General features: G+C 57.4%; 1 protein-coding gene. It reads left to right on the top strand.

From position 1 onward, the window contains the following. On the top strand, window positions 1–270 hold a 270-nt coding region (locus tag ACPYOM_RS22585; RefSeq protein WP_481347677.1), incomplete at both ends, for an extracellular solute-binding protein.

Genomic DNA, 270 nt, shown 5'->3' with positions numbered 1-270 from the left:
ACCCATCACGCTCACGGTGTGGAGTTGGGACGGCACGGTCAAGGAAGCTGTTCCGGGTTTTGAAAAGCTCCATCCCAACATCACGGTCAACGTAGTGAACGCTGGCTCGTCCACTGACGAGTACACCGCCTTGGATAATGCCATCCAGGCAGGATCAGGGGTGCCGGACATCGCCATGTTCGAGTACTTCTCCCTCCCGCTGTTCGCCATCCCCGGAAAGCTCACTGATCTGTCAGAGTTCGGGGCAAAAGATCTGGCGTCGGACTACGT

This window comes from Monashia sp. HAY1-2A, assembly GCF_056755315.1.
The sequence above is the reverse complement of the archived record's forward strand: the minus strand, read 5'-3'. Positions and strand labels throughout refer to the sequence as shown.